At 64.8% G+C, this 25,988-nt stretch carries 18 protein-coding genes; 5 read left to right on the top strand and 13 right to left on the bottom strand.

Annotated elements, in window-relative coordinates:
• Positions 1 to 52 precede the first annotated feature (52 nt).
• On the top strand, positions 53 to 241 hold the full coding sequence (locus tag ACVW17_RS05355; RefSeq protein WP_456756350.1) for a cysteine rich repeat-containing protein: 189 nt from the start codon (positions 53 to 55) through the stop codon (positions 239 to 241).
• A 105-nt stretch (positions 242 to 346) separates the two neighbouring features.
• Here the strand turns inward: ACVW17_RS05355 and ACVW17_RS05350 are convergent, their stop codons facing one another.
• From ACVW17_RS05350 to ACVW17_RS05335, 4 genes are all read right to left on the bottom strand, one after another.
• Positions 347 to 562 carry a hypothetical protein gene (locus ACVW17_RS05350; protein WP_456750971.1) on the bottom strand — a complete coding sequence of 72 codons (216 nt, stop codon included), beginning with the start codon at positions 560 to 562 and terminating at the stop codon, positions 347 to 349.
• Positions 563 to 656: 94 nt separating this feature from the next.
• On the bottom strand, positions 657 to 2,000 hold the full coding sequence (locus ACVW17_RS05345) for a S41 family peptidase (protein WP_456796825.1): 1,344 nt from the start codon (positions 1,998 to 2,000) through the stop codon (positions 657 to 659).
• A gap of 121 nt (positions 2,001 to 2,121) precedes the next feature.
• Positions 2,122 to 3,642 carry a Do family serine endopeptidase gene (locus ACVW17_RS05340; protein ID WP_456750969.1) on the bottom strand — a complete coding sequence of 507 codons (1,521 nt, stop codon included), beginning with the start codon at positions 3,640 to 3,642 and terminating at the stop codon, positions 2,122 to 2,124.
• A 237-nt stretch (positions 3,643 to 3,879) separates the two neighbouring features.
• Positions 3,880 to 4,266, bottom strand: a complete 387-nt coding sequence (locus ACVW17_RS05335) for a nuclear transport factor 2 family protein (protein ID WP_456750968.1) — start codon at positions 4,264 to 4,266, stop codon at positions 3,880 to 3,882.
• A 210-nt stretch (positions 4,267 to 4,476) separates the two neighbouring features.
• Here ACVW17_RS05335 and ACVW17_RS05330 point away from each other — a divergent pair, with 210 nt between their 5' ends.
• On the top strand, positions 4,477 to 4,779 hold the full coding sequence (locus ACVW17_RS05330; RefSeq protein ID WP_456750967.1) for a DUF6916 family protein: 303 nt from the start codon (positions 4,477 to 4,479) through the stop codon (positions 4,777 to 4,779).
• Here ACVW17_RS05330 and ACVW17_RS05325 read toward each other — a convergent pair.
• The 5 genes from ACVW17_RS05325 to ACVW17_RS05305 form a co-directional block, all read right to left on the bottom strand.
• Entirely contained in the window at positions 4,761 to 5,321 is a 561-nt protein-coding gene (locus ACVW17_RS05325; RefSeq protein WP_456750966.1) for an N-acetyltransferase family protein, read from the bottom strand. The genes ACVW17_RS05330 and ACVW17_RS05325 overlap by 19 nt on opposite strands.
• Before the next feature lie 7 nt (positions 5,322 to 5,328).
• The gene (locus tag ACVW17_RS05320) at positions 5,329 to 5,853 is read right to left on the bottom strand and encodes a phage tail protein (protein WP_456750965.1); all 525 of its coding nucleotides are present in this window, start codon (positions 5,851 to 5,853) and stop codon (positions 5,329 to 5,331) included.
• Positions 5,854 to 5,863: 10 nt separating this feature from the next.
• Complete coding sequence (locus tag ACVW17_RS05315; RefSeq protein WP_456750964.1) at positions 5,864 to 6,367, bottom strand: phage tail protein; 504 nt, start codon at positions 6,365 to 6,367, stop codon at positions 5,864 to 5,866.
• Between the two features lie 12 nt (positions 6,368 to 6,379).
• Complete coding sequence (locus ACVW17_RS05310) at positions 6,380 to 6,877, bottom strand: phage tail protein (RefSeq protein WP_456796824.1); 498 nt, start codon at positions 6,875 to 6,877, stop codon at positions 6,380 to 6,382.
• A gap of 277 nt (positions 6,878 to 7,154) precedes the next feature.
• Complete coding sequence (locus ACVW17_RS05305; RefSeq protein WP_456796823.1) at positions 7,155 to 14,585, bottom strand: hypothetical protein; 7,431 nt, start codon at positions 14,583 to 14,585, stop codon at positions 7,155 to 7,157.
• An 837-nt stretch (positions 14,586 to 15,422) separates the two neighbouring features.
• Between ACVW17_RS05305 and ACVW17_RS05300 the strand changes: the two genes are divergently transcribed.
• From ACVW17_RS05300 to ACVW17_RS05290, 3 genes are all read left to right on the top strand, one after another.
• Complete coding sequence (locus ACVW17_RS05300) at positions 15,423 to 16,655, top strand: efflux RND transporter periplasmic adaptor subunit (protein ID WP_456756349.1); 1,233 nt, start codon at positions 15,423 to 15,425, stop codon at positions 16,653 to 16,655.
• Positions 16,652 to 19,825 (top strand): efflux RND transporter permease subunit, encoded by a 3,174-nt coding sequence (locus ACVW17_RS05295; protein ID WP_456750961.1) that lies wholly within the window; start codon positions 16,652 to 16,654, stop codon positions 19,823 to 19,825. Before ACVW17_RS05300 ends, ACVW17_RS05295 begins: the two co-directional genes overlap by 4 nt.
• Before the next feature lie 188 nt (positions 19,826 to 20,013).
• Entirely contained in the window at positions 20,014 to 21,204 is a 1,191-nt protein-coding gene (locus tag ACVW17_RS05290) for an ABC transporter substrate-binding protein (protein ID WP_456750960.1), read from the top strand.
• A 72-nt stretch (positions 21,205 to 21,276) separates the two neighbouring features.
• Here the strand turns inward: ACVW17_RS05290 and ACVW17_RS05285 are convergent, their stop codons facing one another.
• The 4 genes from ACVW17_RS05285 to ACVW17_RS05270 all read right to left on the bottom strand — a co-directional run bounded on the left by ACVW17_RS05285 (position 21,277) and on the right by ACVW17_RS05270 (position 25,963).
• The gene (locus ACVW17_RS05285) at positions 21,277 to 21,666 is read right to left on the bottom strand and encodes an MAPEG family protein (protein ID WP_456750959.1); all 390 of its coding nucleotides are present in this window, start codon (positions 21,664 to 21,666) and stop codon (positions 21,277 to 21,279) included.
• 112 nt (positions 21,667 to 21,778) lie between these two features.
• On the bottom strand, positions 21,779 to 22,864 hold the full coding sequence (locus ACVW17_RS05280) for a lipocalin-like domain-containing protein (RefSeq protein WP_456750958.1): 1,086 nt from the start codon (positions 22,862 to 22,864) through the stop codon (positions 21,779 to 21,781).
• On the bottom strand, positions 22,854 to 25,313 hold the full coding sequence (locus tag ACVW17_RS05275) for an FtsX-like permease family protein (RefSeq protein ID WP_456750957.1): 2,460 nt from the start codon (positions 25,311 to 25,313) through the stop codon (positions 22,854 to 22,856). The genes ACVW17_RS05280 and ACVW17_RS05275 overlap by 11 nt, the downstream gene beginning before the upstream one ends.
• The gene (locus tag ACVW17_RS05270; protein ID WP_456796822.1) at positions 25,310 to 25,963 is read right to left on the bottom strand and encodes an ABC transporter ATP-binding protein; all 654 of its coding nucleotides are present in this window, start codon (positions 25,961 to 25,963) and stop codon (positions 25,310 to 25,312) included. Before ACVW17_RS05270 ends, ACVW17_RS05275 begins: the two co-directional genes overlap by 4 nt.
• Positions 25,964 to 25,988: the final 25 nt, after the last annotated feature.

Genomic DNA, 25,988 nt, shown 5'->3' with positions numbered 1-25,988 from the left:
GGAATTCACGATGCGCTATTCTTCGATTGCGGTAATTTGTGCCGTCGCCGTGATGAACAGCGGTGCCGCAGTGGCCCAGCACGCCGGCACCAAGTCGGAACAATCCGCGTGCTCGCGCGATGCACAGCGTTTCTGCCGCAAGGACCTCGGCAATGACGGCGCCGTGCAGAACTGCCTTCAGACCAATCGCGATAGCCTGAGCCGAAGTTGCAAGAAGGTGTTCGAGAGCCACGGCATGTAGCCGTCGCGGCGTTCGCCGTTGCATCGGTGCAGCCGACCATCGAGCACCGCGTCCGGGCGGTGGATTCCGGCTGGCGATACGAAATCGCTCGCCTGGGGGCAGAGCTTATCGCTCGTTGCCGACGAACAACCGCCATGCACCGTCAAACAGAACCAAGAGGATGGACAGCGTCGACGAGCAGAGCAGAATGCCTGTCGCGAGGTGGTGATACGATGTGCCTTCAGTGAGCAGGAACCCGATCAGCGATGCGCCGATCAGGCTCATCCAGCCGGCCAGCACGCGCCATGACCTGCGGATCAAGCCGGATATTTCGTCCGTCATTGTGAACCTCTCCGGGCCGGATGGGCTGCTGCCTGGTCGTTTGTAGCCAACCCGTCCTGAATCACGTCCGCCTATCCTGCGCCGCACAAAACCATCATCCCGGGACACTCGTGCGGATGACGGCGGGATTTCCGGCCGGCAAGTGTTCGAGATGGTTCAGTGCTGCCTTGAGCTGGGTGTCCCGGTCCGTCCCGATCAACTGCTCCTTGATGGGCGGTGAAGCTGCTTCTGAAGGTGCGCCGTTGGTATCCGGCGTTGCGCCGGGATTTGGCCGCATCCCGGGATTGGCGAACGCGCCGTGGAGTTGGGCTTCGCGCCAAACCAGGGAGTTCGCAACTTGTTCGTCCTTGGCCGCCTTGACGATGACGTCGGGTGTAATCCCGTCGCCCTGAATCGAGCGGCCCGAGGGGGTGTAGTAGAGCGCGCTGGTCAGTCGCAAGGCACCATGATCCTTGATCGGGATGATGGTCTGGACGGATCCCTTGCCGAATCTCTGCGTCCCCATCACGGTAGCGCGATGGCGATCCTGCAATGCGCCCGCGACGATTTCGGACGCCGATGCGGAGGCGCCGTTGACGAGAACGACCATCGGAGTGTCCGGCAGCAAGGCACCCGTTGCAGGAGCCGTGAACGATTGGTCGTCGTTTCCGTTGCGTCCGCGGACCGAGACGACGGTGCCGCCGTTGAGGAAATCGCTGGACACATCAACCGCTGCGGAGAGCAGGCCTCCGGGATCGTTTCTCAGGTCGAGGACAAGGCCGGCCAACTTGCCGCCCGCTTCGCGCGTCAGCGTCGAGATTGCCTGGTGCAGTTCGGTCGGTGTCTGCTCGCCGAATTCGCTGACCCGCAGATAGCCGATGCCGTTCGCCTCGAGCCGGGATTTGACGCTGTGGACTTCGATGACTTGCCGGGTGAGCGGCACCTCGAAGCGCGGCTGGTCGCCGCGCTGGAGTGTCAATCTCACGATCGTCCCCGGCTGCCCGCGAATTTTCCTGATCACCTCCATCAGGTCCACGCCGCGTGTGCTTTGGCCGTCGACCGAAACGATCGCGTCGCCCGGCTGCAAGCCGGCACCGGCACCCGGCGTATCGTCGATCGGCGAAAGAACGGTCGGTAACCCGTCGTGCTCCATGATCTTGAGGCCGACGCCGCCGAACTTTCCGCTCATGTCCTCTCGGGCCTCGCGGAATTCCGGTTCGGTCATGTAGGAGGAGTGCGGGTCGAGACGCGACAGCATTCCTTTCAACGCCGCATCGGTAAGCTCGCCCGAGTCGACCGGATGCACGTAGTCCTGCTGCACGAGCTGGATCACACTCGCGAGAAGGGCGAGGTCGGCCCTGGAAGGGCCGGCGGCGATTTCTGACGCAAGTGCCAGGCCGGCGAGGGCGGTCGATGCTGCACAGACGATTCCGATCGTGCGCAAATGGGATATCTTCATTGCTTGCCCGTGCGGTGAGTGGTTGAACGCATAAGCGCGCCGCGCTGGCTGCTGCGGCGTACCTGACAACGAGCCCCGCCGTCGCGCCTGGACAACACGCGACGGCAGCTCAGTGTCATGCCTAACCGATCGGCATGGCGACGAAGTGGGTGTTGTCCGACGTCTTTACGTGCATCAGGACATCATGCTTGCCTTCGGACTTCGCATCCGAGAGCGCGTTGCGCAGGTCCGCCGCAGAACTGACGCTCTTGCCGGCCACGTCGAGGATGATATCGCCGGACTGCAGTCCGTGCTCGGCGGCCGGACCATCCGGCTCGATCGCCGTGACCACGACACCCTTGTTGCCGGCGCCGCCGACATCGCCTGCCGGGGCAACCGCCAGACCGAGGTGAGGAATGCCCTTCGAGCCTTGCTCGGACTCGTCGGCCTGGGCCACTTTCCTTGTCTCGTTCGGCATCTTGGCGAGCGTCACCGTGAACGTCTTCGTCTCACCCTTGCGAACGATGTCGAGCTTCGCCGAGCTGCCCGGAGCCATCGCTGAAATCTCTCGCGCGAGTGTGCCCGTGTCCTTGATCGCGTTGCCGTTGACCGATGTGATGACGTCGCCCGGCCGGATTCCGGCCTGTGCCGCCGGCGTGTCCGCCTGGGCCTCGTCGACCAGTGCACCCTGGGCCTGCTTCAGGCCGAGGCTTTCGGCGATGCCGCTCGTGACCGGCTGCACCTGCACGCCGAGCCAGCCGCGCGTCACCGTGCCGTGTTCCTTGAGCTGGGCGACGATCATCTTCACGGTCGTCGCCGGCACGTCGAAGCCGATGCCGACTGAGCCGCCGGACGGCGAATAGATCGCGGTATTGACGCCGATGACATTGCCATTGGTGTCGAATGTCGGCCCTCCCGAGTTGCCTTTGTTGATCGGCGCGTCGATCTGGATGTAGTTGTCGTAGGGCCCGGAACCGATATCGCGTCCTTCGGCCGAGATGATGCCGGCGGTCACTGTGCCGCCGAGGCCGTAGGGATTGCCGACCGCCACGACCCAGTCGCCGACGCGCGGAACCTGATTTTCGAGGTTGGCATAGCTGAAGTCCGTCTTGCCATCGACCTTGATGAGCGCGAGATCCGTCTTCGGATCGGTGCCGATCACCTTCGCGGTATAGATCGTGCCGTCATCCGTCGTGACCTGCACGGACCTTGCATGATCGACGACATGGTTGTTGGTCACGGCATAGCCGTCGGCGGAGATGAAGAAGCCGGAGCCGACGCCGGTGATGACCTGATGGCGCTGCAGCTTGCCGCCCTGCATGCCGTCGCCGAACTGGCGGAAGAATTTTTCGAAGGGCGTGCCTTGCAGGGACGGAGGGAGGTTCTCTACGTCCGGACCGGATGTGTTGGCGTTGCTCTCTTCGTCCAGCTTCACGCGTACCGAAATGACGGCGGGCTTGACCTTCGCGACCAGGTCGGCGAAGCCTGCCGGGCCTTGCGTCTGCGACGTCGGAGTTGCGGCGAAGGCTTGCTCGACAAATTGGTAATGTCCCAGCGGCCCAGCCAGGGCGATGGTCGCACCGATCATCGCAACGGAGCCAAGCATTGCGACGCGCCGGGCCGACAGGGGTCTGCGCTGTTGAGTGTTGTTGTCCTTTGGCATGATGTTTCTCCTGAAATTGGCTGCCCCATACCGATGCTAGAAACCTATCGCTGCCGCATTACGGGCGCCTGTCCGAGACATTAATTCGAGGGAAAGGTAGCTAAAATCGTGGTAACGCTCGGCAGACATGCCAATGCATTTGCGGACCGCGCCAACAGGCGTGGCCCGTAAAGACGAGCAGACAACGTCTCGGCGCAGTCGACGACGCTCCGATCGGATGGTCGCGCTTGCGCGGAACTAGGTTGTGCCGATGAGTTCGACGAGATGAGCGCGCGAGGGCGAAGGCTCAAACCGGTCCGCGAAATACTGCGTTTCGTGGACCACCTGTCCGTCGCGGAATTCCATGATGCTCACCGTGTGCAACGGAACGCCGTCGTAGGTCAGCACGAACTCGGTGATCCAGAGATCGCCGCCGCCAATCATGCGCCGGATCGTGAAGCGTTTCTTGTTCGGCTGAACCGTTCGGCTCTCCTGGATGCTGCGCCGACCTCGGATCCGCTCGCCCGATTGCGGATAGTCGAGCACGGCATCCGCGGCGTAGATTTCATGCTCGCGCTCGAAATCGCTCGCGTCCGAAGCGTCCCAATGGCGCTCCAGCGCCATGCGCATGGTGTGATCGTCCATCGCAATCTCCCGGCTTTGCCTGCACGCAGCATCTCACGACCATCCAGGTGCATTTGGCAAGAGTTCGTATCAGTCCCCGGTGCGCAACTGCGCGGCGGGAACGATGGAGGGAAGAGGCGGGGCGCTTACATCCGAGTTACCCTTCGGGTCATTTTGTCGAGCGGCGTCGCGTGCGGCGTGCTACAGCTTCGGGATCAACAGGGGCATCGCATGACATCGACCGTCGACCTCGCGAAATTGCAAATTGATGACTTCACGCCGCATCAGGACATGGAGTTCGAGATGCAGGCGGCGGATCGCGTCGTGGTGCTGAAGCTCGCCAAGGTCGAGCCCGCCGGAAACAGCGGCCGGCCGGGCGGTGCGTTCTCGCTGCTGTTTGCCGGACCGAAGGGCGCGTGGTTGCCGCAGGCGATCTATGCGGTGCGGCATCCGGCATTAGGCGTGATCGAGATGTTCCTGGTACCGATCGGGCCGCTCGCCGACGGCAACGGCTATCAGGCGATTTTCACCTGATGGCCGGACGTTTCCGCCGCGCGCCAGCGCATCAGGTCGTAGACGCCCTTGTCTTCCTCGGTGACGAAGCCGAGTCGGCGATAAAGCCGCATCGCGGGATTGAACTTCTCGACATGGATTGACATGGCCTTGCCGGCCGCGGCGGCCTCATCGAGCAGGTCGCGCATCAGCGCGCTGCCGAGACCCGAGCCGCGATGCTCCGGCAGGAGGGCGATATCGATGACGCAATGCTCGCTCGGCCAGCGGTCAACATAAAGGCGCCCGATGTCCTCGCCGCCACGCATTGCCACCAGCCAGTCGGCGGTCGGATAGTATCGCTGGTAATGCGCGTGCTGCGCCTGGAACTGCATGGCGAGGAACGCGGCTTTCTGCTCCGCGCTCCATGGCGTCACCGCCAGCTCCTCGGCGCGGGTCGAGGCGTAGAGCCGTGCCAGGAAGGGCAGGTCGGCATCCGTGATCCGACGGAACGTGAGGCCGGCCTCCGCGGCGCGTATCCATCCGAACGCCGCGGCGGCCGTATCGGTGCTCAAACCATTCGTCATGGCCGGTTCAGCTGCGCGGCGGGAAAATTCCCCGCAACGCGATGCAGAAGTTCAAGGTGAGGTAGGGCATCAGGTTGTTGTGGGGTTGGCTGCCGCCGGTCGGCAAGATCGAGCTGGTGGCCGAGAACTGCGAGATATTGGTCGGCGTGTCGCTATACGCCTGACCCGGGTTTGCACGCGCCAGCGATCGCGTCGGGCTGGGCGTGGCGAGCTCGGACTGATTGATGTTGCCGAGAACCCCGTGGTTGTGCTGGGCCATCTCGGTTTGCAGCAGCGTCACCGTCGTCGTGCCGCCCGCCTGTCCGAGATAATACAAGCTCCCGAAACTTTGCCCCGGATTCATCGGTGCGCTGCCTTGCAGGTCGGGCAACGCAAAGGTGCTCTTGCCGTCACCGCCATAGGTGGTGCCGAGCAGCGAGAAAAGCGCGGTGTTCTGCGAGATCGGCATCAATTGGCCGTTGCATATCGCCCATCCCACCGGTGCGAAGTTGAACGGGAAAATGCGGATCTCCGCTACGAATTGATCAGACATTGGTCCCGTCCTAGTTTTGGCTCGGATAAATGCCGTACAACGAGATGATGAAATTGATGCAGAGGTAAGGCTGCATGTTGTTGTGCGGTTGGTTGCCGCCCATGAACGTGCAGGCCTGATTCGCCATCAGCGATGCGGCCGCGACCTCGCGGTAAATCTGGGTCGCTCCCACGGCACCCACGACATTGCCGGTCACGGTGCTGCCGGTCGCGGGGTTCAGGGATGCCGCCATCGGGTGCGAGTGGGTCGGCAGTTGCTGTGTGGTCAGCGTCACCTGCTCGACGCCGCCGATCTGGCCCAGGCTGAAGGTGCTGCCTTGGTGCAGCGGCAGGCGGCCTTGCAGGTTCGGCAGATCGAAGGTTTCCTGGCCGTCGCCGCCATATGTGGTTCCGATCAGGTTGTACAATGTCTCGTACTGGGAGATCGCCAGGGTTTGTCCCAGGCAGAACATCCAGCCGTTCGGCGCAAAATTTCCGCCGAACATACGAATCTCGCCGATGTAAGGCTGGCCCATGGCACGATTCCTTCAGTTCGGGGAGGGGAAGACGCCTTGCAAGGCGATGCAGAAGCTGAGCGTGAGATAGGGCTGCACGTTCTCGTGCGGTTGCGAGCTCCCGGCGTAGCCGACGGTGCTGGGGTCCAGCGTCGTCAGATTGGCCGCGGCCGTATAAAGGTTGGCTGAGGTCGCCATCAGATTTCCGGTGACCGCGGCGCTGTCGGCATTGTTGGTCGTGCCCTGAAACGTATGCGGGTGCTGCGGCATCTCGGAAATCGTCAGCGTGTGGGACGTTTCACCACCGGCCTGCCCCAGCGTGAAGCCCGAGCCCATATGCAGCGGTACCTTTCCCCGCAAGTCGGGCAGCGCGAAATTCGTCGTGCCGTTTCCGCCATAGGTCGTGCCAACCAGCGAGAACAGTGCCTGGTTCTGATTGATCGGCAGCACCTGGCCGTTGCAAAGGGCCCAGCCTCTCGGCGCGTAGATGAATGACATCATCCTGATTTCCGAGAGATACGGTTCAGACATCGGTCCCTCCGCCCAAACGATTCCGTCTCGTCAGAGACTCAATTCATGAAAATGCAAGGTAAATGGCGTCACGCAATAACCGGGTGCACGATAGCGTGTTTTACGCCAAGTGCAACCTCAACGATTGTTTTGCCTTCGCAATTTTTCGAGCGGCCGACGCGGAAATGTCGTCGCGCTGACCTGGCGCTTGGCCAACAGGATCGGTGCGGACACGATCCGATTGTAGCGCCTGCCGGATCGTTCGGGCAGGCGCCGTTCGCTCCGTCGCAACGTTCGATCAAATCACCAGATCGTGGTGGGTCTGGAGATGATCGGTCGGCGTGCCTCCCATCGCGGCGTACACCGCCTCGTGGCCGACCCACCACGGGGTCGCGGCATTCGACTGCCCGCTGAACAGATCGGACAAGGTCTGAGTGTTCGCGGTCAGGTCCGGATGGCTCGTGTTGGTCTGCGACGATGTCTGGGTCAATGACGAGAAATCGAAGCTGTCGTGGTTGGTCAGGTTGACAGTCGAGGTCGTGGTGCCCTGCGTCGGCATCACCTTCTGCAATGCCAGGTTGGACTGAGCGACATCGGTCGCCGTTGGCAGCCGGCGCTCGCCGTCGGCAAGGCCGATATACATCAGATCGCTGGCGTCGGACGATGAAATGGTATCGGGAAGGCCGAGCACGTGCCCGAGTTCATGCACCACGGTGGTCAAGAGATCGAGATGACCGGCCGCGGCCGTCGACGGGTCGGTAAGGAGATCGGTGCCGGCGGCGTTGACGGCGTGCGTGAACTCGAAATTGTCCGCCGGGGTCGGATCGATGAACCAGCCATGGCCGGCCGCATTGGTATCGATCGTGATATGCCCGCCGCCTTCCTGACCGACAATCTGGCCGGAGAGGTCGGCGACGCTGAAGGTCGCGGCATGCAGGAGGGCGAGCTGTGCCGAACTGGCGCCCGCATTGGCCCATTCGGTGATCGCCGCCGACACCACCGAGTTGAGCTCGGCCTGCGTCAGGTGCATCTCGCCCGTGGTCGGCGTCGACGCCTGCACGCCACCCGCTTCGGCGAGCAGTGGCGCGACCACCGCGGGAAGCGCCGGCACCGTGGAGACCAACGTCGTCGTGCCATTACCGCCGGTGGTGTCGACGGTGATGCCGCCGGTGGTGCTGCTGTTGTCGTCGGTGATCACGCCCGCAGGCGTGCCCGACGGCGAACCGTTCTTCGAAAGGTTCAGATGGGTGCTGCTGCTGAAGTTGCTCAGCTCGACATCGGTGGCGTAGCTGGAACTGTGGTTGAGCGTGTTCTTGCTGCCGGTGCCGCCGGCGCCCATACCGATGAGGACATTGGTCGTGCTGGTGTCGCTGCCCGTTGCGCCGTTCTCGACGTCGAGCGCGGCAAACGGGCTGGCGGAGGTCGGAGACGACACCGAGTTGCCGTACAGTGTGGCGTTCAGGGTCGAGCTGCCATCGTTGTTTTGCAGCGCGATACCGGCATCGCCGACGCCGGTGATGGTGTTGTTCTGGATCAGGGTGGTCAGGCTGCCGGCGCCGGCGTCGCGGACGAAGATGCCGTCGGAATTCGAGCCCACCTTCGCCGGCCCGATCTGATTGCTGGCGATGGTGCCGGACATGGTGCCGTTGTCCTGGCCCTTGGCAACGAAGATACCAACGGTGTCGAACGCGTTGGCGCCGCCGTCGGTCAGGATGTTGTGCGAGATGTCGAACGTGGTGGTCGCGGCGGAGGCGAAGCCGCCGGAGCCGCTGCGGATATCGACTGCAGTTCCGCCGCCCGGGATGATCGTCTCGCCGTTGTGGAAGGTGTTGCTGCGGACCACCGCGTCCATCGACGAATTGTTGTTCGCCACGAATGCGATGAAGTCGGCCCGCGTGCCGGCGAACGTGCTGTTGGTCAGCGTGTAGTTGGCGGTCGCCGAGTTGTAGACCTGTCCGCGGACGTTATCATTGCCGCTCGAGCCGATCAGGCCGAACGCATCGTTGTCCATCGTCAGGCGGTTCAGCGTGCCGCTGGTATTGTAGAGATCGATGTTCTCGTCAAAGCCGCCGGAGATGCTGGATCCCGTGATCGAGGCGGTGCCGAGCAGATTGTCGAACCGGATGCTGCTCTCTTCCTGATTCCCGGCATTGTTGGTGCCGTTGCTGCCGCTGATGGTGCCGTTGGCGAAGCTGAACCCGGTGACGTTATTGCCGTAGATCGCGAAGTTGCTGAAATCGTGCAACGACATGTCGGTCAGCGACACGTTCGACGTGTTGTGCAGGTAGATGCCGGTGCCGCCCGTTCCCGATGTCGTCTGTCCGCCGGCGTCGGTACCGGAGAGGATATCGCCACCGGTCTTGTTGGCGATCGTGCCGCCGGAGCCGGCGGTGCCGTTGCCCGTGATCGTGAGCCCGCCGGCCGTTCCCGTCGTATCGAGGACGATGCCGGCACTGCCCGACGAGCCTGTCGTAGAAATGCTCTTGAAGGTCAGGTTGCCCGAACCGATGTTGGTGTGCTCGACATCGAGCGCGGTACCGGTCGTGGACGTGATGGTGTTGTTGCTGCCGGTGACGGTGATGGTGCCGCCATGGGTGAAGCTCAGGCCGGCGCCGCTGGCGGTCTTCACCGTGATGTCGGACATCGTGACGGTGCCGACATTGTTGCCGTCGTCGCTGATGCCGATGCCGGAGCCGGCCGAGGTGTCGATGCTGACGCCGGTGATGGTGTGGCCCGTCGTGCCGAGCAGGTCGATGCCGTTGTCGGCGCCGGTCACATGGATCACCGGATCGGCGCCGGACCCGACATTGGCGGTGACCACCGCGCCGGTCACCGGATTGGTGAACTGCAGGGAATGGCTGCCGCCGATCAGGTTGACGCCGTTGGCGAGATTGATGCCGTTGGCCTCGCTGTAGGTGCCGGTGCCGTGTTCGAGCACGACGTAGTCGCCGGAGCTAGCCGGATTCGCCGCGTTGAAGGCCGCGATCGAGGTGTACGGGTCGGCCTGGGTGCCGAGGTTGTGGCTCGTGGTTGCCGAATTGTCGATATAGAACACCTGGGGCACGACGCCGACATGGAAGCTCTGCGCGCCCGACGAGAGCGGGCCGCCGGTGCCGGTGTGACCGTTGTCGTTGATGTTCAGCGAGATGGTGTCCGTCCCGGTGAAGCCGTCGTCGCTATTGTAGGTCAACGTCGCCAGCGCCGTATTGATCTGTGCGATCGTGCCGGTGAGCGTGACCGTGTGGCTGCCGTTGTTGGTGAAGCTCGCGAGGCCCGTGGTGTCGAAGTTCAGCGCGCCGTGGCCGGAGCTGATTGTTGCGGTTTCATTGCCGCCCGCGGAATCGATGTCGGCGACCGAAAGCCCCGATATCGCGAGGTTGGTGTGCGAGAATGCCGTTCCGACCGACGAATCCGATGGTACCGTCGCCGTGGGCGGATCGTCGATCGCGGTGACGGTCTGGCTCGCACTCGCCGAACCGGTGTCGTTGCCGCCGTTGGCGGTGCCGCCATCGTCGACTGCGGTCACGGTGTAGGATCGCGCGGTGGTGTCCGGCGGCTCGCCGGTGTTGTTGAACTGGACCAGGTCGAGCACGGCATTGTAATGCGCGATCGTGTCGGTACCGGTCAGGGTGACCGTCTCGGTGGTGGCCGTGCTGGAGATGTCGAAGTGGATGTTGCCTATGTCGCCGCTCGTGCCGGCATGGCCTGCGATCGAGAGCGCATCCGACGGCTTGAGATCGTTCAGCACAAAGGTCGCGCTGATCAAATTGCTGCTGTCGACGTCGGTGATCGTGAGATTGGGCGCGATCGTGACCGGGACCGAATCCGTCGTAGGCGTGCCGACCGGCGGTTCGCTGAAACCGGTGATCGCGCCGAACGTCACCACCGGCGGGTTGTTGACTGGCGTCACATCGATGGTGTCGGTCGCAGGCGTGCCGTCCAGCGTGCCGTCGTTGGCGATGATGGTCACCGTGCGGGCCAGCGCGGACGGATTGTTGCTGGTGTTGAAGTAAGTGATCGAATCCAGCGCGCTCTGGAAGTCGGCGACCGTGGAGCCGGCGGTGCCGGTCAGGGTCATTTCACCGTGCACGGCGTCCCATGTGCCGGTGATGTGCGCGGTGTTGACGAAGCCCAGGACATCCTCGCCGCTGACGTAGTTGCCGGTGATCTGCACAGTCACGTGATCGAGCGTCGGGCTGTCGGAGTCCGTGACCGTGAGCGCCGGGTCGAACGCGGTGGCGGCCTGCCCTTCGATATAGTTCAGGGTGTGGCCGCCGGTCACGACGGGCGGTGCGTCCGGAGGAGCCACGGTTTCGGTGTTCGAGGTGCCGGTAATGGCGGCGCTGACCGTGTCGGTCGCGGTGATGGTCTGGCTGCCCGCGGTCTCGAAGGTCTCGCTGAAGGTGCCGACGCCGTTGGTCAGCGTCATGTCGCCGGGCAGCACGGCACTGCCGTCGCTCGAGGTGAAGTGCACGGTTCCTGTGTAGCCGGTGGCGACGTTGCCGTGGTCATCTAGCGCGGTGACGGTAACCGAACCTGGGATGTTCGCTCTGCCGTTGGCTGGAATGCTGACCACGAAGTGCGTGGCAGCACCCGGCGCCACGGTCTCGGCGTTCGAGGTGCCGGTGATGGCGGCGCTGATCGTGTCGGTCGCCGTGATGGTCTGGCTACCGGCGGTATCGAGGGTTTCGCTGAAGCTGCCGACCCCGTTGGTCAACGTCATGTCGGCGGGCAGCACGGCGGCGCCGTCGCTCGACGTGAAGTGGACTGTGCCGGTATAGCCGGTGACGACATTGCCGAAGGCATCGAGCGCGGTCACCGTGCCCGAACCGGCCGTGCCTGCCGTTCCGTTTGCCGGGATGCTCACTGCAAAATGCGTGACGGCGGCGGCGGTCACCGTCTCGGCGTTCGAGGTGCCGGTGATGGCCGAGCTGACCGTGTCGGTCGCGGTGATGGTCTGGCTGCCGGCGGTCTCGAGCGTCTCGCTGAACGTCGCGGTGCCGTTGGTCAACGTCATGTCGGCCGGCAGCACGGCGTGGCCGTCGGTCGATGTGAAATGGACCGTGCCCGCATAGCCGGTGGCGACGTTGCCGAAGGCGTCATACGCGGTGATCGTGGCCGAATCGGCGGAACCCGCCGTTCCGCCGGCCGGGAGGGTGACCACGAAGTGCGTGGCCGGGCCCGGCGCGACGGTTTCGGCGTTCGAGGTGCCGGTGATGGCCGAGCTGACCGTGTCGGTCGCGGTGATGGTCTGGCTGCCGACGGTCTCGAACGTTTCGCTGAAGCTGCCGACGCCGTTGGTCAGCGTCATGTCGCCGGGCAGCACCGCGTGGCCGTCGGTCGAGGTGAAGTGCACGGTTCCTGTGTAGCCGGTGGCGACGTTGCCGAAGGTGTCGAGCGCGGTGACGGTGATCGTACCCGGCGTGCCAGCAGCGCCGTTGCCGGGAATGCTGACCACAAGAAACGTGGCGGCAGCTCCCGCCACTGTCTCGGCATTCGAGGTGCCGCTGATGGCGGCGTTGGCCGTGTCGCTCGCGGTGATGGTCTGGCTGCCGGCGGTGTCGAGTGTTTCGCTGAAGCTGCCGACCCCGTTGGTCAACGTCATGTCGGCGGGCAGCACGGCGGCGCCGTCGCTCGACGTGAAGTGCACGGTTCCCGTGTAACCGGTGACGACATTGCCGAACGCGTCGAGCGCGGTCACCGTGCCTGAGCCAGCCGCGCCTGCCGTTCCGTTGGCCGGGATGCTCACGGCAAAATGCGTGACGGCGGCGGCCGTCACCGTCTCGGGGTTCGATGTGCCGGTGATGGCGCTGCTGACCGTGTCGGTCGCGGTGATGGTCTGGCTGCCGGCGGTGTCGAGGGTCTCGCTGAACGTGGCGGTGCCGTTGCTCAGCGTCATGTCGGCAGGCAGCACGGCATGACCGTCGCTTGACGTGAAGTGCACCGTGCCTGCGTAGCCGGTGGCGATGTTGCCGAAGGCATCATACGCGGTGATCGTGGCCGAGCCAGCGACACCCGCCGTTTCGCTGGCCGGAAGAGTGACCACGAAGTGCGTGGCCGGGCCCGGCGCGACGGTTTCGGCGTTCGAGGTGCCGGTAATGCCGGCGCTGACCGTGTCGGTCGCGGTGATGGTCTGGCTGCCGACGGTCTCGAACGTCTCGCTGAAGCTGCCGACACCGTTGGTCAGCGTCATGTTGGCCGGCAGCACGGCATGGCCGTCGGTCGAGGTGAAGTGCACGGTGCCCGTGTAGCCGGTGGCGACATTGCCGAACGCGTCGAGCGCGGTGACGGTGACCGTGCCCGGCGTCCCCGCCGCGCCATTGGCCGCGATGCTCACCACGAGATGGGTGGCGGCGCCGCCCGTCACGGTCTCGGCATTCGAGGTGCCGGTGATGGCGGCGTTGGCCGTGTCGGTCGCGGTGATGGTCTGGTGGCCGGCGGTATCGAAGGTGTCGCTGAAGGTGCCGGTGCCGTGGGTCAGCGTCATGTCGGCGGGCAGCACGGCGCTGCCGTCGGTCGACGTGAAGTGGACGGTGCCCGTATAGCCGGTCGCGACATTGCCGAAGGCATCGAGCGCGGTGACGATCACCGAACCCGGCGTCCCGGCCGTGCCGTTGGCGGGAAGGCTGACGGAAAAATGTGTGGCGACGCCCGGCGTCACGATTTCGGCATTCGATGTCCCTTTGACCGCGCTGTTGGCCGTATCGGTGGCGGTGATGGTCTGGCTGCCGGCGGTATCGAGCGTCTCGCTGAAGCTGCCGGTGCCGTTGGTCAATGTCACGTCGGCCGGCAGCACGGCGTGGCTGTCGGTCGACGTGAAATGAACCGTGCCCGTATAGTTGGTGACGACGTGGTTCAACGCATCGAGCGCGGTGACGGTGACCGTGCCGGGCGTGCCCGCCGCGCCATTGGCCGGGATGCTCACCGCAAAGTGCGTGGCGGCCCCCAGCGTCACCGCGATGGTGAAGCTCTGCGAGCTGGACAGGGTGCCGTCGCTCGCTGTTGCGGTGACGGTGTAGGCGTGTCCGGGTGCGGTCGTGTAGTCGATCTTGCTGGGATCGGCGACGCTGATGACACCGGTATTGGGATCGATCTTGAAGCCGCCGCCGGAGCTGTCGCCGGTCAGCGTATAGGTCACGGCATTCATGTCGGCCGCGGATGCGGTGATGCCGACCAGCGTGCCGACGGCGGAGCCTTCCGCGACCTTGTTGGGTGCCGCATTGGTGTCGACCGGCGTCGACGGCGCCACGTCGGTGACGCCGATGGTGAAGCTCTGCGAGCTCGTCGCCATCCCGTCACTGGCCTGAACGGTGATGGTGTAGGCGTGACCGGGACTGGTCACGTAATTGACCTTGGTGGGATCGGCGACCGACACCACGCCGGTGTTCGGATCGATCTTGAAGCCGCCATTCGAGCTGTCGGCGGTCAGCGAATAGGTGACGGCATGGCCGCTGCTGCTGGTGGCCTGCGCGGTGATGTTGACGAGCGTGTTGACCGGGGCGCCCTCGGCGACGGTGTTGTTGCCCGAATTGGCATCGACCGGTGTCGACAGCGAGTCGGTGACGGGCGGCCAGGGCGTGCCGGGAGGGCAGCCGAGGTAGAGATATTGCAGACCATACGTGTCGGCGAACGCCTGCGCGGCCGAATCGAGGACGATATGACCGGTCGAATCAAGCTGAAGTTCCGGACGTGTTAAACCACCGATTGTATAAGCAGGTATGGTCGTCATGAGCACTCCTGCGACCGGCATGGAAGCCGGTCAATAATTACATTTGTTGGATACGAGGACGTGTGATGTCGTTCACACGTTGAGGTTGATCATCGGCGATCGGGGTTTGCGCCAAGCTGACTGCAATACGGCACAACCGTGATGTCCGCGGAGCCGTGACATCAGCAAGATCAAATGCGCTTGCCATTTCCGTCGTCGCCTTCACACACTCGCGCCGCAACAAAACCTATGAATGTTCGAGAAAAACGCGGCCGGCCAACAAAATTCATGCTTTGGCAACCATGACCGTATTGGCGATACTTCCGGGTGTCAATGTGTGTCCCGATGACAACCGCGCCGTTAACTACGATTCTGCCGTGCAGCGGGAGGTAGAGTGATGGAACTCGGCCGGTCTTGCCGTCTGCAGAACTGGTGGTTGTTGCGCCAAAAGTCGAATCGGCGGCGCTGTGACGAATTTGTGAAGCGCGCTCGCGTTGTGATTGATTTGAGGCTAACCGGTCCACGACCTCGCAGCTCGATAGGCCAGCCAAACTGCCCCTTTTCGTCGTCACGGTTTCGCGATCGCGTCGTAAGGCTTTCAGACTACGCAACTATTTGCTTGATCCGGCGGCCATCTTGAACAGACTGGATGGCGGCTACATCTGTGACGTCCGCTGCCGCGGCATCGCCGTGGTCCATCCGCGCAAAATCACGGCAATTTCAATTGCGACTTTGGTAGCCCTGCTTGGTCGTGCTTTCGTTGTTCTGGGGGAGAAGGAATTGGGTTCGATTGACAAAGCGGAGCGTGTGGCTCCGGCGACCGGCGTCGAGCGTCATTCGTTTCGTCGCCAGGGATTCATCAGGGCTTGCCGGCTCGGCCTCGCGCCGATCGGGTTGTTGGCCGCGCTGACGCTCGGCGGCTGCGACGACAAGAGCACGCAATCGCAGGCCGCGCCGCCGGCACCGCCGGTGACCGTTGCGCAGCCGGTCAAGCGCACCGTCACCGACTGGGACGAGTTCACCGGCCGCTTCGAGGCGATCGAGGAGGTGCAAGTCCGCGCCCGCGTCGGCGGCTTCGTCAACAGCGTCGAGTTCAAGGACGGTGCGATCGTCCACGCCGGCGATCTGCTCTACGTCATCGACCCGCGGCCGTTCGAGGCGGTGGTGCTGCAGGCCGAGGGTCAGCTCGCCGACGCGCGCGCCAAGGGCGAGCTTGCCAAGCGCGATCTCGAGCGCGGGCTGAACCTGGTGCAGACCAGCGCGGTCTCGGAGCAAGTCGTCGACCAGCGCCGTCAGGCGTTGCAGGCGGCGCGTGCCGCCGAGACCCAGGCCGAGGGCTCGCTGAAGGCGGCGCAGCTCAACGTCGAATTCACCCACGTGCTGGCGCCGATCACCGGCCGCGTCAGCCGGCACCTGGTCACCCCGGGCAACCTCGTGCAGGGCAGCGAGGGCGGCGCGACGCTGCTGACCTCGATCGTGTCGCTCGATCCGATCTACATCTATTTCGACGTCGACGAGGCGACCTACCAGCGCAACAGCAAGCTGTGGTTCGAAGGAAGGCGGCCGAGCTCGCGCGACACCGCGAACCCGGTGCAGGTGACGCTGACCGGCGAGACCAAGCCCTCGCATGAAGGCAAGATGGACTTCCTCGACAACCGCCTCGATGTCTCGACCGCGACGCTGCGCAGCCGCGCGGTGATTCCGAACAAGGATCTGTCGATTCTGCCCGGCCAGTTCGGCCGCGTCCGCCTGATCGGCTCCTCGCCCTATGAGGCGCTGCTGATCCCGGACACCGCTGTCGCCACCGACCAGTCGCGCAAGATCGTGTTCGTGGTCAAGGACGACAACACGGTGGAAGCCCGCGCGGTCACGCTCGGGCCGCTGGATGAAGGCCTGCGCGTGATCCGCGAGGGCCTCAAGCCGGAAGACCATGTGATCGTCGACGGGCTGCAGCGCGCCCGCGTCGGCGCCAAGGTGACGCCGAAAATGGCGCAGGCTCCGGCGGGCGACAAAGCCCTGGCGGGTGACAAAGCTCCGGCAGCAGCCACGCCGGCGGCAGGCGACAAGCCCGCGGCAGGTGCCAAGCCATGAATCTCGGCAGGCTTTCCATCAACCAGCCCATCCTCGCGATGGTGCTGTCGATCGTGCTGCTGATCGTCGGCGCGATCGCCTATCCGACGCTGCCGGTCTCGGAATATCCGCAGGTCGTGCCGCCGACCGTCACCGTCACCACGCAGTATCCGGGCGCCTCGGCGCAGACCGTGTCCGACACCGTCGCGGCTCCGATCGAGCAGGAGATCAACGGCGTCGAGGACATGCTGTATCTCTACAGCCAGGCGACCTCGAACGGCCAGCTCACCATCACGGCGACCTTCAAGCTCGGCACCGACCTCGACAAGGCGCAGGTGCTGGTGCAGAACCGCGTCGCCATCGCGCAGCCGCGGCTGCCCGAGGAGGTGCAGCGCAACGGCGTCGTCACCCGCAAGAACTCGCCCGACATCCTGATGGTCGTGTTCATGCTGTCGCCCGACGACACCTTCGACCAGCTCTACATCTCCAACTACGCGCTGCTGCAGGTCCGCGACCAGCTGCTGCGGCTCGACGGCGTCGGCGACATCCAGATGTTCGGCGCGCGCGACTACTCGATGCGGCTGTGGCTCGATCCCGATAGAATCGCCAATCTCGGCCTGACCTCGACCGAGGTGCTGGCGGCGATCCGGGCGCAGAATTTGCAGATCGCCGGCGGCCAAATCGCGGAGCCGCCGATCGCCGATCGCGCCTTCCAGCCGAACCTCGTGTTCACCGGCCGCCTCAAGGATATCAGGCAGTTCGAGGACATCGTGGTCAAGGCCGGCTCCGACGGCCGCACGGTGCGGCTGCGCGACGTCGCCCGCGTCGAGCTCGGCGCGCTGTCCTATGCCACCAACAGCTTCCTGCTGCGCAAATCCGCGGTAGCGCTGTTGGTGACGCAACGGCCCGGATCGAACGCACTTGCGACCGCCAAGAGCATCTCCGACACCATGGAGCGGATGAAGGCGACGTTCCCGAAGGGGCTCGACTACAACATCGGCTACAACCCGACCGAGTTCATCGCCCAATCGGTGCATGAGCTGATCAAGACGATCTACGAGGCGATGGCGCTCGTGGTCATCGTGGTGCTGGTGTTTTTGCAGGGCTGGCGGCCTGCGATCATCCCGATCATCGCGATCCCGGTGTCGCTGGTCGGCACCTTCGCGGTGATGGCCGCGCTCGGCTTCTCGATCAACAATCTGACGCTGTTCGGCCTGGTGCTCGCGGTCGGCATCGTGGTCGACGACGCCATCGTGGTGGTCGAGAATGTCGAGCGGCATCTCGAGCACGGCATGAGTAGGCGCGACGCCGCACTCAAGACCATGGAGGAGGTCGGCGGCGCGCTGGTTTCGATCGCGCTGGTGCTGTGCGCGGTGTTCGTGCCGACCGCCTTCCTCGGCGGCATCTCCGGCCAGTTCTTCCAGCAATTCGCCGTGACCATTGCGGTCGCGACCGCGATCTCCTGCTTCTGCTCGCTGACGCTGTCGCCGGCGCTGGCCTCGCAGATCCTGGTCCCGCATGAGGACAAGCGGCCGCCGGCGCGCTGGAATATCATCGCCCGCGGCTGGGACAGCTTTACCGCGTTGTTCAACCGCGTGTTCGACCGGCTGGCCCACGGCTATGCTGGTGTCGCCGACTTCGTGATCCGGCACACCGTGGTGATGGTCGTGATCTATCTCGCGCTGATCGGCAGCGCCGGCTGGCTGCTCGCGACCACCTCGCAGGGCTTCATTCCGGCGCAGGACCGCGGCTACGTCATCATCTCGGCGCAGCTGCCGGGCGCCGCGTCGCTGGCGCGGACCACGGCCGTGGTGCGTGAGATCGAACGAATCGCGCTGGATACGCCGGGCATCGTTCGCGTCGCGGCCTTCGCCGGCTTCTCCGGCGCGACGCGCACCCAGGCAGGCAACGCCGCGGCGCTGTTCCCGGTGTTCGACGAGCCGGAGGCACGGCTGAAGAAAGGGCTGACGGCAAACGCGATCACCGCCGAACTGCGCAAGCGGCTGTCGGTGATCCAGGGCGCCTTCATCATCGTGATTCCGCCGCCGGCCGTGCCCGGCATCGGCACCGGTGGCGGCTTCACCATCCGCGTCCAGGACCGCCAGGGGCGTGGACCCGAACTGTTGGCCGCCGCGACCGACGAACTGGTGCAGGCCGCGCGCAAATCGCCGAGCCTCACATCGGTGTTCTCGCCGTACTCCGCGAACACGCCGCAGCTGTTCGTCGATATCGATCGCGTCAAGGCGCAGAAGCTCGGCGTTCCCATAGCCAACATCACCGACACGATCGAGACCTATTTCGGTTCGACCTATGTCAACGACTTCAACCTGTTCGGGCGCACCTACCACGTCACCGCGCAGGCCGACCTGCCGTTCCGCAAGGAGACCACCGACCTTTCGCGGCTGCGGACCCGTAACGCCAATGGCGACATGGTGATGCTCGGCAGCATCGTGGACTTCAAGGACATCTCGGGCCCGGACCGCGTCGCGCGCTACAATCTCTACTCGGCGTCGGAACTGCAGGGTGAGCCGGCACCGGGCGTCAGCTCGACCACGGCGCTCAACACCATCAAGAAAGTCGCCAACGACACCCTGCCGAGCGGCTTCTCGTTCGAATGGACCGACCTGTCCTATCAGCAGGTCAACGGTGCCAATGCCGGCCTCTATGTGTTTCCGATCTGCGTGCTGTTCGTCTATCTGGTGCTGGCCGCGCAATATGGCAGCTGGACCTTGCCGTTCGCGGTGATCCTGATCGTGCCGATGTGTCTGTTCGCGGCCACCATCGGTGTGCGCATCATGGGCCAGGACGTCAACATCCTGACCCAGATCGGCTTCGTGGTGCTGGTGGGCCTCGCGGCGAAGAACGCGATCCTGATCGTCGAGTTCGCCCGCGACATCGAGCTCGAGGGCCGGCCACGGCTGGAAGCGGTGATCGAGGCGTGTCGGCTGCGGCTACGGCCGATCCTGATGACGTCGTTCGCCTTCATCCTCGGCGTGCTGCCGCTGGTGGTGTCGACCGGCTCGGGCTCGGAGATGCGGCAGGCGGTCGGCGTCGCCGTGTTCTTCGGCATGCTCGGCGTCACGCTGTTCGGCCTGGTCTTCACGCCGATCTTCTACATGGTGGTGCGCAACCTCGCGGAAGGAAAGAACGAGGGCAAGCCGGCGGAGCCTGCGGCGACCGTGGCGGGGTGAGCGTGGACCTCTCCGTCGTCATGCCCCGGTGCGCAATTGCGCACCTGGGGGCGTCGCGAAGCGGCGAGCCCGAAATGACGAGGTCAAGCCCATACTTTTGGCTGAGCGGAAATCGATGGGCAGAGGCGGGGTTATAAAATAATGTCGCGCCGATTTTTCCTGATAGAAACTGCTGGGAGAGCTTAAAAATGAAGTCGGGATTCTTGGCCGCGGTCGCGGCTTGCAGCCTGTTGCTTGCGGCGCCGGCGATGGCCCAGGGCGTCAAGATCGGCATCCTGAACGACCAGTCCGGCGTCTACGCGGATTACGGCGGCAAGTATTCGGTCGAAGCAGCCAAAATGGCGATCGAGGATTTCGGTGGCGAGGTGCTCGGCCAGAAGGTCGAGATGATCACCGCCGATCACCAGAACAAGCCCGATCTCGCGGCCTCGATCGCGCGGCGCTGGTATGACGCCGAGGGCGTCGACATGATCACCGAGCTGACCACATCGTCGGTCGCGCTTGCGGTGCAGGAACTCTCCAACGAAAAGAAGAAGATCGATATCGTGGTGGGCGCTGCGACCTCGCGCATCACGGGCGATGCGTGTACGCCCTACGGCTTCCACTGGGCCTTCGACACCCGCGCGCTCGCGGTCGGCACCGGGGGCGCGCTGGTGAAGACGGGCGGCGACAGCTGGTTCTTCCTCACCGCCGACTACGCGTTCGGCTACGCGCTGGAAAAGGACACCAGCGAGATCGTCACCCATGCGGGCGGCAAGGTGATCGGCTCGGTCCGCGTGCCCTTGAACTCGTCGGACTTCTCCTCCTTCCTGCTGCAGGCGCAGAGCTCGAAGGCGAAAGTCATCGGCCTCGCCAATGCCGGTCAGGACACCACCAATTCGATCAAGCAGGCAGCCGAATTCGGCATCGTCAGGGGCGGGCAGAAGCTCGCCGGCCTGCTGATGACGCTCGCCGAGGTCAACGGCCTCGGGCTGGACGCGGCGCAGGGCCTGGTGCTGACCGAAGGTTTCTACTGGGACCATGATGACCAGAGCCGCGCCTTCTCCGAGCGCTTCTTCAAGCGCACCGGGAGGATGCCGAGCATGATCCATGCCGGCACCTATTCGGCGACGCTGAGCTACCTGAAGGCGGTGAAGGCCGCCGGCACCAAGGACTCGGACGCGGTTGCCAAGAAGCTGAAGGAACTGCCGGTCGACGACGCCTTCGCCAAGGGCAAGGTGCTGGCGAACGGCCGCATGGTGCACGACATGTACCTGTTCGAGGTCAAGAAGCCATCGGAATCGAAGAAGCCCTGGGACTATTACAAGCAGCTCGCCGTGGTGCCCGGCGACCAAGCGTTCTTCACCGCCAAGGAAAGCGGCTGCCCGCTGACGAAGTGACGCGGCATCAAAGGTAGCGTCGTCCTGGCAAGACGCCAGGACGACGGCAGTGGCTGTGGCGCGATCGCGCTCTCAATGCACCAGCCGCCACACCGCGCCGCCGATCGCGCCGACCCACAGGACGATCGAGGCCATGGCCTGGATGGCAAATCCGGGGCTGCGTTTCGCTACCGCCTCGCGATAGCCGATGAAGTAGACGATGCGGCCGATCACCCAGATCGCACCGATCACGGCGGCCGCGGCATCGCCGATGTAAATCGCGAACAGCCAGAGCGAAGGCAGGAAGATCGGCATCCATTCCAGCGTGTTCATCTGGATGCGGAAGATGCGCTCGAAATCCGGATGACCTGAGATCGCCGGCAGCTTGACGCCATAGGCGACGCGGGCCCGCGCGACCTGCGTCGAGGTGAAGAAGTAGAACGCGACTGCAAGGCAGGTGACGATGGCCGTGTCATGGTACATGGCAGACGTTTCCTCTCGTTCCGTTGGTCCCGATGCATGACGGGGCTACAACGACCGGTGTGACTGGTCGGTTGATTTTTCTGCGTCGGTCTTCCGCCGACCTCTAGACTGGCTAGTACCCGGTCAGCTCAAGATATCCGATTCCGGCGTGGCTGCCCGCAAAGCGGATCGGGCCTTCCCAATAAGGGAAGCTGGTTCCCATCCAGGCCTTCGGATTGAGCGGCGCAGTCTCGATGGCGAGCCCGCGCGCGGGCAGGGTGACGCGCCATGATGTCGGCAGCTTGCGGCCGTCGATTTCGGTGGTTGCGATCGGCGTGATGCTGTTGCCGCTGGCTGCGATCTCGGTCGTGCGGCCGTCCGGCGTGATCCAGTTGCCGAACAGGTTCTCGCGGCCGTCCTTCTGGCGCAGCCGGTACAGCATCAGCTTCTCGTCGCCGGGCAGATGCAGGGAGAACCAGTCCCAGCCGGTCTGGTCCGATGCCAACGGCTGGCTGCTCCATTCGCGGTCCATCCAGGCCATGCCGGTGACGTCGGCCGGCCTGCCGTCGATCACGATGCGGCCGGATGCCTTATAGAACGGCTGGCTGTAATAATAAGAGGCCTGTCCGCGGTCCGACTTGCGGCTGTAGCCGCGGTCGCCTTGCAGGGCCAACGGACGGTCGGCAGCGAGAAGCAGCGTGGTGCTGAAGTCGGCCGCGGCGGCCTTCAGCTCGAGCGGCGCGATGCGTTGCGCGTCGAACGGATCGAGGCCGCGGAGCTCCCAGGCATCGATCCAGGCATGGAAGGGCGTAGCCTCGACGCCGGCCTGCCCAACGCCGCCGCGCGCAAAGGTCTCGCTGAAGCGATGCGTGGTGGCGCTGGTCACCGCGGCATGACCCATCCAGACCTGCTGGTTGGCCCAGCCCTCGACCGGGCCGCCCGGCGTCATCGCCTGGCGGAACAGCGTCCATTGCGCGCCATAGGCGGCACCATTCGCGTCGGCGAGATTCGCGGTGACGTACCACCACTCGATCCGGAATTCCGGATGCGGGCCGTGATCGGCGGGGAAAACGAATGGCTTGCCCGGAGTGACGGCGGCAAAGCCTTCGGCGCTCTCGCCGAGCCCTGCGAAGCCCTGCGCAAACGTTTTGCCGCCGAGTGCCAGCGCCAGCGTGCCGCCAGTGAAGACGCGCCGCGTGATGGTGCGGCTAGCGCTCATTGACGAAGGTCCGGATCAGGGTGGCTGGCTGCATGCGTGCCAGTCTGGCGACCGGCAGCGCCGCGGCACAGAGCGCGGCGGCCATTGCCACGGCAAGCAGCTCAATCAACTGCAACGGGAAGACATGGAAGGGCAGCCGCCAGCCAAAGGCTTTGACGTTGACGATTGCGAGCAGGCACCACGCCACCAGCAGGCCGAGCGGCAGCGCGAGCAGCGCGGTGATCAGCGCCACCGCCATGGTCTTCAACAGCTCCAGCGCCGCGAGGCGGCGCCGCGTGAGCCCAATCGCCCACAGCGGCGCAAGCTGCGGCAGCCGCGAACTGGCGAGCGTCAGTAGGCTGGTCAACAGCGCGATGCCGGCGACGCCGAGCGTGAACGCGTTGAGCGCTGCCGTCACCGAGAAGGTGCGGTTGAACACCCGCCTCGATTCCCGCTTCATCGTCGCCTGGTCGGCGACGTTGCGGTCGTCGAGGCCGAATTTCGCCTGCAACGCCGCGATCAGCGGCGCGATCTGGTCGGGCGCAACCCGCAGCCCGAGCCGGGTCTGCGGCGTCTGCGGGAAGCGCCGCGTCAGCGCGGCGAAATTGACCGCGATCTGGCCCTTGGGGTTGCCGTAATCGGCATAAATGCCGACGATCTCGAGCGGCCAGTTGCCGCCGGGGGCGGGCACCTCGATATGATCGCCGATCGCGAGATTCATCCGCCGCGACAGCTGCTCGCTGACGAGGCAGGTGTCGCCGGGGCGCAATCTGATCCACGCATTCGCGCTGCTTTCCAGCAACGGCCAGTTGTCGCGATAGGTCGCGTGGTCGGGCAGGCCGAGCACCTCGATCGGCGCGCCGCCGAGCTGGGTGTCGGCGCGCCCGCCGGGCAGAATCGCCTGAACCTCCGGCCGGTCGCGCAGCCAGGTCTTGATCTCCTTTGCCTGCGCATCGCTCGCGGCGCTGATATAGACATCGGCGGCGAGTCGTCCGTCGAGCCAGACCAGGAAAGTGCGGCTGAAACTCTCCACCATGGTGCCGACGCCGACATTGACGGCGAGCGCGAGCAGCAGCGCCATCAGCGCCAGCGACAGGCCGGAGAGCTGCTGGCGGCTGTCGGCCCAGAACCAGATGCCGACAGGGGCGCGCGCGCTGCGCTGGCCGAATGCGAGCGCGATCTGCAGCACCATCGGCAGGATCAAGGCCGCGCCGAGCATCAGCGCGGCCAGCACGGCAAAGCCCGCGATCAGGGAATTGCCGAACTTAATCAGCGCTGCTGCGACCGCGAACACCGCCAGCGCCGCCGTGCTTTGCAACATCAGCCAGCGCCGCTGTGCCTGCTGCCAGGCCTGCGGCTGCGCCGTCGCCAGCACCGGCATCCGGATTGCCTTGGCAAGACTTGCGGCGGCTGCGGCGAGCGCGCCCAGGATGCTGATCGCAATGCCGGCGAACCACCAGACCGGTTTCAGCGAAAGCTGGCCGGGGATCTGCGCGCCATAAAGCCCGCGCAGCGAGGCCGCGACGTCGGGCAGCAACGCTGCCGCGATGAAGTAGCCGCAGACCAGGCCGATCAGTCCGGCGACCAGCGCCAGCGACACCAATTCGATGACCAGCACGGTGTTGAGCATCCGCGCCGAGACGCCGCAGGCGCGCAGCGTGCGCAGCATCGGCAGCCGCTGCTCGAAGGCGAGCCCGATCGCGGAGTTGACGATGAACAGGCCGACGAAGAACGACAGCAGGCCGAATGCGGTGAGGTTGAGATGGAAACTGTCGGTCAGGCGTTCGAGATCGCTCTCGGCACTCGGCTCGACCAGTCGGAGCTTGTCGCCAGTTACGCTCTCAATCGTTGCGTGCGGTGCCTTAGTCCTGCCGACCAGCAGGCGCGAAACTTGATCCGGCATTTTCAGGATATCCTGCGCGATGCCGATATCGACGATCAGCGCGCCCGGCGCGAGCTCCGCCTGCACGCGCAGCGGGGGCAAGTTGATGCCGTTGGCCCGCGGCCGCTCGCCGTCCTTGAGACCGAGATCGCGCAGCGTCTCAGGCGCCACCAGCATTTGGCCTGGCGGCGTGACGAAGGCTTGCAGGCTGCCGCGCCCGACCGCCGGCGCATTGCCGACCTCGGACGGCAGCGTCACCGGCTCGACGCCGAGCAGCCGGAAGCTGCGTCCGTCGATCTGGACGCGGCCCTCCAGCATCGGCGACACCGGCCAGCCGGCGCGGCGCAGATCGACGAATAGTTGTTGCGGGAAGGTCGCGCTGTCCTTGCCGACCAGCATTGCGGTGCGTGAACCACCGAAGGTCGCGGCGGCGCGGTCATAGGCGATGCGGGCCTGCTGATTCAGCGCCTGTACGCCGCTCCACAGCGCGGTCGCCGAGATCAGCCCGATCAGCAGTGTCGCAAGCTGCATCGGATGCCGCCGCCAGTGGCTCAGCAGCACGGCGAGGATCCACAACGGGCGCCTCACGCCACCACTCCGGCATGCAAGGTGACCTGACGATCGAGCGTCGCGGCCAGCCGCACGCTGTGGGTGACCATCAGGAAGCCGCAGCCGGTGCGCATCACGAGATCGCGCGCAAGCCGCAGTACCTCGTCGGCGGTGTCCTCGTCGAGATTGCCGGTCGGCTCGTCGGCGAGCAGCAATAGCGGCTTCGGCGCCAGCGCCCGGCCGATCGCGACGCGCTGTTGCTGGCCGCCGGACAATTGCTCGGGATAGCGCTTCAGCAGGTTTTTCAGTCCGAGCCGCTCGACAAGTTCGTCGTGCCACGCCGCATCGTGCCGGCCGGCGATGCGCGACTGGAACACGAGATTGTCCGCGACCGAGAGACTCGGAATCAGATTGAACTGCTGGAACACGAGGCCGAGCCGGTCACGACGCAATTCGGCACGGCCGGCATCGTTGAGTCCGGAGACGATGATATCGGCAAGCGCGATCTCGCCGCTATCGGCGGCATCGAGCCCCGCGATCAGATGCAGCAGCGTGCTCTTGCCGCTGCCGGATTCACCGGTCAGCGCCACGCTCTCGCCGGTTGCAACGGCGAGGTCGACGCCGCGCAGCACCGCGACGTCTTCACCGGCAGAGCGGTAACTCTTGGTCAGGCCGGTGACGCGAAGCACCGCGGCGGTCTGGTCAGATGAAGCG

Source organism: Bradyrhizobium sp. USDA 4473 (assembly GCF_054063335.1).
The sequence above is the reverse complement of the archived record's forward strand: the minus strand, read 5'-3'. Positions and strand labels throughout refer to the sequence as shown.

What these genes read in the sequence shown, in the direction of transcription:
- ACVW17_RS05355 (WP_456756350.1), top strand. Translation starts at nt 53, where the DNA reads ATGAACAGCGGTGCCGCAGTGGCCCAGCACGCCGGCACCAAGTCGGAA.
- ACVW17_RS05330 (WP_456750967.1), top strand. Translation starts at nt 4,477, where the DNA reads ATGACATCGACCGTCGACCTCGCGAAATTGCAAATTGATGACTTCACG.
- ACVW17_RS05290 (WP_456750960.1), top strand. Translation starts at nt 20,014, where the DNA reads ATGAAGTCGGGATTCTTGGCCGCGGTCGCGGCTTGCAGCCTGTTGCTT.
- ACVW17_RS05315 (WP_456750964.1), bottom strand. Translation starts at nt 6,367, where the DNA reads ATGGGCCAGCCTTACATCGGCGAGATTCGTATGTTCGGCGGAAATTTT.
- ACVW17_RS05285 (WP_456750959.1), bottom strand. Translation starts at nt 21,666, where the DNA reads ATGTACCATGACACGGCCATCGTCACCTGCCTTGCAGTCGCGTTCTAC.
- ACVW17_RS05340 (WP_456750969.1), bottom strand. Translation starts at nt 3,642, where the DNA reads ATGCCAAAGGACAACAACACTCAACAGCGCAGACCCCTGTCGGCCCGG.
- ACVW17_RS05305 (WP_456796823.1), bottom strand. Translation starts at nt 14,585, where the DNA reads ATGACGACCATACCTGCTTATACAATCGGTGGTTTAACACGTCCGGAA.
- ACVW17_RS05310 (WP_456796824.1), bottom strand. Translation starts at nt 6,877, where the DNA reads ATGTCTGAACCGTATCTCTCGGAAATCAGGATGATGTCATTCATCTAC.
- ACVW17_RS05325 (WP_456750966.1), bottom strand. Translation starts at nt 5,321, where the DNA reads ATGACGAATGGTTTGAGCACCGATACGGCCGCCGCGGCGTTCGGATGG.
- ACVW17_RS05335 (WP_456750968.1), bottom strand. Translation starts at nt 4,266, where the DNA reads ATGGACGATCACACCATGCGCATGGCGCTGGAGCGCCATTGGGACGCT.
- ACVW17_RS05345 (WP_456796825.1), bottom strand. Translation starts at nt 2,000, where the DNA reads ATGAAGATATCCCATTTGCGCACGATCGGAATCGTCTGTGCAGCATCG.
- ACVW17_RS05350 (WP_456750971.1), bottom strand. Translation starts at nt 562, where the DNA reads ATGACGGACGAAATATCCGGCTTGATCCGCAGGTCATGGCGCGTGCTG.
- ACVW17_RS05295 (WP_456750961.1), top strand. Translation starts at nt 16,652, where the DNA reads ATGAATCTCGGCAGGCTTTCCATCAACCAGCCCATCCTCGCGATGGTG.
- ACVW17_RS05280 (WP_456750958.1), bottom strand. Translation starts at nt 22,864, where the DNA reads ATGAGCGCTAGCCGCACCATCACGCGGCGCGTCTTCACTGGCGGCACG.
- ACVW17_RS05320 (WP_456750965.1), bottom strand. Translation starts at nt 5,853, where the DNA reads ATGTCTGATCAATTCGTAGCGGAGATCCGCATTTTCCCGTTCAACTTC.